The 6,181-nt window shown below is 71.3% G+C and carries 7 protein-coding genes and 1 pseudogene; 3 read left to right on the forward strand and 5 right to left on the reverse strand.

What is annotated here, in order from left to right:
• Nucleotides 1-647, forward strand: a pseudogene (locus CCN51_RS50245) (aldehyde dehydrogenase family protein); the annotation flags it as partial.
• 78 nt (nt 648-725) lie between these two features.
• On the opposite strand, the gene CCN51_RS50250 reads toward CCN51_RS50245, so the two are convergent.
• Both CCN51_RS50250 and CCN51_RS50255 read right to left on the reverse strand, forming a co-directional pair.
• Nucleotides 726-1,226 (reverse strand): hypothetical protein, encoded by a 501-nt coding sequence (locus CCN51_RS50250; protein ID WP_014180694.1) that lies wholly within the window; start codon nt 1,224-1,226, stop codon nt 726-728.
• Nucleotides 1,223-1,498, reverse strand: a complete 276-nt coding sequence (locus tag CCN51_RS50255) for a plasmid mobilization protein (RefSeq protein ID WP_014180695.1) — start codon at nt 1,496-1,498, stop codon at nt 1,223-1,225. The genes CCN51_RS50250 and CCN51_RS50255 overlap by 4 nt, the downstream gene beginning before the upstream one ends.
• 155 nt (nt 1,499-1,653) lie before the next feature.
• Here CCN51_RS50255 and CCN51_RS50260 point away from each other — a divergent pair, with 155 nt between their 5' ends.
• Both CCN51_RS50260 and CCN51_RS50265 read left to right on the forward strand, forming a co-directional pair.
• Nucleotides 1,654-2,307: a DsbA family oxidoreductase gene (locus tag CCN51_RS50260; RefSeq protein ID WP_014180696.1), complete on the forward strand. Its 654-nt coding sequence runs from the start codon at nt 1,654-1,656 to the stop codon at nt 2,305-2,307.
• 69 nt (nt 2,308-2,376) lie between these two features.
• Entirely contained in the window at nt 2,377-3,438 is a 1,062-nt protein-coding gene (locus tag CCN51_RS50265) for an aminotransferase class V-fold PLP-dependent enzyme (protein ID WP_014180697.1), read from the forward strand.
• Nucleotides 3,439-3,482: 44 nt separating this feature from the next.
• Here the strand turns inward: CCN51_RS50265 and thpD are convergent, their stop codons facing one another.
• The 3 genes from thpD to ectB are packed head-to-tail and all read right to left on the reverse strand — an operon-like array spanning nt 3,483 to nt 6,133.
• Nucleotides 3,483-4,370: an ectoine hydroxylase gene (gene thpD, locus CCN51_RS50270; RefSeq protein ID WP_014180698.1), complete on the reverse strand. Its 888-nt coding sequence runs from the start codon at nt 4,368-4,370 to the stop codon at nt 3,483-3,485.
• A gap of 5 nt (nt 4,371-4,375) precedes the next feature.
• Nucleotides 4,376-4,780: an ectoine synthase gene (locus tag CCN51_RS50275; protein ID WP_014180699.1), complete on the reverse strand. Its 405-nt coding sequence runs from the start codon at nt 4,778-4,780 to the stop codon at nt 4,376-4,378.
• A 48-nt stretch (nt 4,781-4,828) separates the two neighbouring features.
• Nucleotides 4,829-6,133 carry a diaminobutyrate--2-oxoglutarate transaminase gene (ectB, locus tag CCN51_RS50280; RefSeq protein ID WP_014180700.1) on the reverse strand — a complete coding sequence of 435 codons (1,305 nt, stop codon included), beginning with the start codon at nt 6,131-6,133 and terminating at the stop codon, nt 4,829-4,831.
• Nucleotides 6,134-6,181: the final 48 nt, after the last annotated feature.

Genomic DNA, 6,181 nt, shown 5'->3' on the forward strand with positions numbered 1-6,181 from the left:
CCGAGGAGTCCGGGCTGCCCGTGGACGTGGTCTCGGTGGTGCACGGCTTCCAGGCGGGCATCGAACTGGTCAAGCACCCGCTGATCGCCGCCGCCGGCTTCACCGGCTCGATCCGCGGCGGNNTCGGCGCGGGCCTGGGCGGATCGATGACGCTGGGCATGGGCCAGTTCTGCACCAAGCCCGGCTTTGTGCTGGCCCCGGCGGGCGAGGCGGGCGACCGGCTGGTGAAGTCCCTCACCGACGCGGTCAGCAACAGCGAGGCCGGTGTGCTGCTGGACCACCGGATGCGCGACAACTTCGTCGCCGGGGTCAAGGAGCGGGCCGAACTCCCCGAGGTGGACGCCCCGGTCACCCCCGGCTCCGGCGNNNNAGGCCGAGGGCGAAGGCAGCGAGGGCCGGGCCTCCGAGCTGCTGGCCGAGCTCACCCCGCTTGCCGGCCGCGTCCTGGTCAACGGCTGGCCGACCGGCGTCGCCGTCGCCCCGGCCCAGCACCACGGCGGCCCGTACCCGGCGACCACCTCCACCTCCACCTCGGTCGGCGGCACCGCCATCGAGCGCTGGCTGCGGCCGCGCTGCTGCCGCCGGAGCTGCGCGACGAGAACCCGCTGGGGCTGCCCCGCCGGGTGAACGGGCGCCGGGAGGCCTGACGACACCTGGGTGCGACGCCGCGGGCGGGACCGGCCGGTCCCGCCCGCGGCGTTTGTGTTCACGGGAGCGCGGTGGGCTCAGCCGTCGGCCGTCCCGTCCCCCGCTCCGTCCGCTGTTCCTTCCGCACCCGTATCCGCACCCGTATCCGCATCCGCATCCGCCGCGCCCTCCGACGCGCCGTCTGATGCCCCCTCCGACGTCCAGGCGCGCAGCGCGCGGGCGATATGCCGCAGCGGAACCCCCGGGCCCGCGATATCGCGCATCAGCGCCAGCACCTCGGAGCCCTTGACGTCCTGGGCGACGGACAGGCCGTTTATCGTCAGCACCGCCCGGGTCGCGGCCCATGCGGCGTCGGCCTGGGAGTGTTCGAGCCAGGGATGGCGCAGCAGCGTGTCGAGGACGGCGGCCGCCTTGAGATGGGCGCCCCAGTACACGTCCTGATTCAGCATGTTCGCGCCGTGCCGGTGGATGGCCGCCAGCGGCACCCCGTAGTCGTCTATCGCGGGCGAACCGGGGATGTCCGCGGTCGCCTGGAGCAGGGTGGGGAAGTCGATGGGAAACCCCGGGGACCGGGTCAACAGGCGTCCTTCAGGCGCGTGGCCGGGTCGAACCCCATCTCCCTGCTCGTGCTGCGCGGACGCGCCGCAAGCTCCTCGTTGAGCTCCTTGAACTCGCCCCGCCAGCGCTGCAGCGAATCCCGGAACGCGGCCAGGAAGGCCTCCCGCGTCTCGTCCCGGTCCAGCGCGAGCTGCGCCCGCCCGTACGCCTGGAGCGTCATGCCGACGGCCGCCGCACGGCGCCGGATCTCCTCGTGTTCTTCTTCGGTGAGCCGGAGGATGAGGTTGGCCATGCGGGGAGACAATCACCCCGAATCAGGTGATCGCAATCCCCGTGGGGAATGAACCAGTGCGCCTCGTGGTTGACTCGCCGACACTGTGACACCCCCTCCGGCGCTGCTGCTTCCTGTGCACGGCGACCGGCGACTGATCGGAAAAAGCGAGCCCCATGCGTGTAGAGATCTGGTCCGACATCGTCTGTCCCTGGTGCTACATCGGAAAGGCCCGCTTCGAGCAGGGCCTGGCCGCCTTCGACCACCGGGACCAGGTCGAGGTGGTGCACCGCTCCTTCGAGCTCGACCCCGACCACCCCAAGGGCGACACCGTGCCGGTGCTCGACATGCTCGCGACCAAGTACCGCGTCCCGCGCGAACAGGCCCAGGCCATGGAGGCCCGGGTCGCGGAGGCCGCCGCCGAAGCCGGGCTCGGCTACCGCGCAGGCCGCGACCACGGCAACACCTTCGACGTCCACCGGCTGCTGCACCTCGCCAAGGCCCGCGGGCGCCAAGGCGAACTGCTCGACCGGCTCTACGCCGCGAACTTCGCCGAAGAGCGGTCCCTCTTCGACCCCGAGACGCTGCTCTCCGCCGCCGCAGAGGCCGGGCTCGACCCCGCCGAGGCCCGTACGGTGCTCGACGACGAGACCGCGTACGCCGAGGACGTACGGGCCGACGAGAGCGAGGCCGCCGCGCTGGGCGCCAGCTCCGTGCCCTTCTTTGTCCTCGACCGCCGCTTCGGCGTCTCGGGCGGCCAACCGGCTGAGATCTTCACCCAGGCGCTGCACCAGGCCTGGGAAGCGTCGCAGGTCAGCGGGGACAAGTAAGGGCTGCTTGGGGATACGCTTCAGACATCGGCGATGGACGCGGGGGTGGGCGCCTCCCATAGTGGGTGGATGGAGCCCCTGGGAGGCGCGGAATTCGCGCCGCAGACGACGTATCTCAACACCTCCTCCACCGGTCTGATCCCCGCCCGAACCGTGGCCGCCATGAAAGAGGCCCTTGACGCCGCCGCGGGCGGAGGGCCCGCCGCCGACCTGGCCTGGGAAGCGGTGGAGGAGGCGCGCGCCGCCTTCGCCCGGCTGACCGGGGTGCCGGCCCGGCGGGTCGCGGCGGGCGGCTCGGTCGCCGTATACGCCGCGCTGGTGGCGGCCTCACTGCCCTCCGGCGCCGAAGTCCTCGTCGCCGAGGGCGACTTCAGCTCCCTGGTGAACCCCTTCACCATGCGCCGCGACCTCAAGCCGCGCGCCGTCCCGCTGGAGGCCCTGGCGGACGCGGTGCGCCCCGGCACCGCCCTGGTCGCCGTCAGCGCCGTGCAGTCGGCGGACGGCCGGATCGCCGACCTGGACGCCATCCGGGCGGCGGCCCGCGCCCACGGCGCCCGGCTTCTGGCCGACAGCAGCCAGGGCCTCGGCTGGCTGCCGCTGAACGCCGACGACGCCGACTACACCGTATGCGTCGGCTTCAAATGGCTCATGTGCCCGCGCGGCGTCACCTTCCTGACCGTGCCCGAGGACTTCGGCGGGCTCACCCCGGTCTTCGCCGGCTGGGCGGCCGGCGAGAAGCCCTGGGACAGCTGCTACGGGCCGGTCGAGGAACTGGCGCACTCCGCCCGCCGCTTCGACCAGAGCCCCAGCCTCCTGTCGTACGTGGGCGCCGCGCGCTCCCTCGCGCTCGTCGAGGAGCTGGGCACCGCGGCCATCGGCGCCCACGACCGCGCACTCGCCGACCGCTTCCGGGCCGGGCTCACCGGGCTGGGGCACCGCTGCGTGGCCGCCCCGGGCTCGGCGATCGTGTCCGTGCCGGGGCTCGGCCACGCCGCGCCCCGCCTCGCCGAGGCCGGCGTCTCCGTCTCGGCGCGCGCGGGAAACCTTCGCGCCTCGTTCCACCTCTACAACACCGAGGCGGATGTGGACCGGCTGCTGAACGTGCTCTCCGGCCTCTCGGGCGGGGCGTAGCGGCCGCGACCGGTGAACCTTTCCCCTACCTGCCCCGGCCAGGGTCAGCGCACGGGCGTGAAGTCCCGCGCCCCGATGAACTCCGGCCGCCGGACCGGCGCCGCGAAGGGCTCGACCGCCGCGTTCTCCACGCTGTTGAAGACGATGAAGACATTGCTGCGCGGGTACGGGGTGATGTTGTCGCCCGACCCGTGCATGCAGTTGCAGTCGAACCAGGTCGCGGATCCGGCCTTGCCGGTGAACAGCCTGATCCCATGCGCGTCGGCGAGCTTGGTCAGCGACTCGTCCGACGGGGTGCCCGCGTCCTGCATCTGCAGCGACTTCTTGTAGTTGTCCTTCGGGGTCGCCCCCGCGCAGCCGAGGAAGGTGCGGTGCGAGCCCGGCATGATCATCAGGCCGCCGTTGGTGTCGTAGTTCTCGGTCAGCGCGATGGACACCGACACCGTGCGCATATTCGGCAGCCCGTCCTCGGCGTGCCAGGTCTCGAAGTCCGAGTGCCAGTAGAAGCCCGAGGCGCCGAAGCCCGGCTTGACGTTGATCCGGCTCTGGTGGACGTACACATCCGAACCGAGGATCTGGCGGGCCCGGCCCACGACGCGCGGGTCGCGGACCAGGCTCGCGAAGACCTCGCTGATCCGGTGCACCTCGAACACCGACCGTACGTCCTGCGACGTGGGCTCGATGATCGAGCGCTCGTCGGCCCGCACCTTCGGGTCGGCGATCAGCCGGTCGAGCTCGGCGCGGTAGACCGCGACCTCATCCGGAGCGATCAGCTGCTCGATCGCCAGGAAGCCGTCGCGTTCGAAGCCGCTCAGCTCGGCCGGCCGCAGCGGCCCTGGGGTCCCGGGATCGGACCACACCACCGGGTCCACGCGTGGGGTGACCGTCTCGGAGCTTGCGCGGGTCGGGTACAGGTCAGCGACCGTGGTCATCTGGATCAGGCCTCCTCCGGCTCGGTGATCAGGGGGTATACGCCGTTCTCGTCGTGGTCCTCCCGTCCGGTGATCGGCGGGTTGAAGACGCAGACACAGCGGAAGTCGGTCTTGGGACGCAGGGTGTGCTTCTCATGCCCGTCCAGCAGATACATGGTGCCGGGGGTGATCCAGTGCTTCTCGCCGGTCTCGTCGTTGGTGAGCTCGGCCTCGCCCTCGACGCACAGCACGGCCTCGATGTGGTGGGCGTACCACATCGATGTCTCGGTGCCGGCGTAGAGCGTGGTCTCGTGCAGTGAGAAGCCCACCCGCTCCCTCGCCAGGACGATGCGCTTGCTCTCCCAGGTGCCCGAAGCGGCCTTCACATGCCGTTCGGTGCCCTCGATGTCCTTGAAGGATCGGACGATCACGGTGGATTGCGCCTTTCTGTTGGGGATCTGATACGGCCTGATGTGGCGTCAGGCGGTCTCGCGGACGGCTCGGGCCAGAGTCCGCAGGCCCTCGTCCAGCTCCTCGGGGGAGACGGTCAGCGGCGGCAGCAGCTTGACGACCTCGCTCTGCGGGCCCGAGGTCTCCACCAGCAGGCCGAGTTCGAAGGCGCGGGCGCACACCGCCGAGGCGCGCGTGTGGTCGGTGCTGTGTCCTTCTGGGGAGCGACCCCCAGACCCCCGGAATGTCAGGCCCCAGACCAGGCCCCGCCCGCGGTACTCGGCGCCCAGCCGGACGTGCTCCTCGCAGATCTCGCGCAGCGCCTGCTCGACCTGCTCGCCGCGGGCGAGGGTCTGCTTCTCCATCTGGCCGTCGGCCCAGTACGTGTCCAGGGCCGCGGCGGCGGTGACGAAGGCCGGGTTGTTGCCGCGGAAGGTGCCGTTGTGCTCGCCCGGCTCCCAGATGTCCAGCTCGGGCCGGAAGAGCGCCAGCGACATGGGCAGGCCGTAGCCGCCGATGGACTTGGAGAGCGTGACGATGTCCGGGGTGATGCCCGCCTCCTCGAAGGAGAAGAACGGGCCGGTGCGGCCGCAGCCCATCTGGATGTCGTCGACGATCAGCAGCATGTCGCGGCGCTTGCACAGGTCGGCCAGGCCGCGCAGCCACTCGGTGCGCGCCACGTTGATACCGCCCTCGCCCTGCACCGTCTCGACGATGACCGCGGCGGGCTGGTTGAGGCCGGAGCCCTGGTCCTCCAGCAGCCGCTCGAACCACAGGAAGTCGGGCACCCGGCCGTCCAGGTAGTTGTCGAACGGCATCGGCGTGCCGTGGACCAGCGGGATGCCCGCGCCGGCCCGCTTGAAGGCGTTGCCGGTGACGGCGAGCGCGCCCAGCGACATCCCGTGGAAGGCGTTGGTGAAGGACACGATGGCCTCGCGCCCCTTGACCTTGCGGGCCAGCTTCAGGGCGGCCTCGACGGCGTTGGTGCCGGTCGGGCCAGGGAACATGACCTTGTACGGCAGGTCGCGCGGGCGCAGCACGGTGTTCTGGAAGGTCTCCAGGAAGGCGCGCTTGGCGGTGGTGCCCATGTCCAGGCCGTGGGTGACGCCGTCGCGCTCGATGTAGTCCAGCAGGGCGCGTTTGAGGACCGGGTTGTTGTGGCCGTAGTTGAGCGCTCCGGCCCCGGCGAAGAAGTCGAGGTAGGTGTGGCCGTCCTCGTCGTACATGTAGCTGCCCTGCGCGCGGTCGAAGACGGCGGGCCAGCCGCGGCAGTAGCTGCGTACCTCCGACTCCAGGGCCTCGAAGACGCTCAGCGCGGGCGGGGTGATGGTCACAGCATTCTCCTGGGAGATGAGTGTGAGGGGGGTGAGAGCTTGGGGCGC

This window comes from Streptomyces milbemycinicus (assembly GCF_002154605.1).
GTDB classification, from domain to species: domain Bacteria; phylum Actinomycetota; class Actinomycetes; order Streptomycetales; family Streptomycetaceae; genus Streptomyces; species Streptomyces milbemycinicus.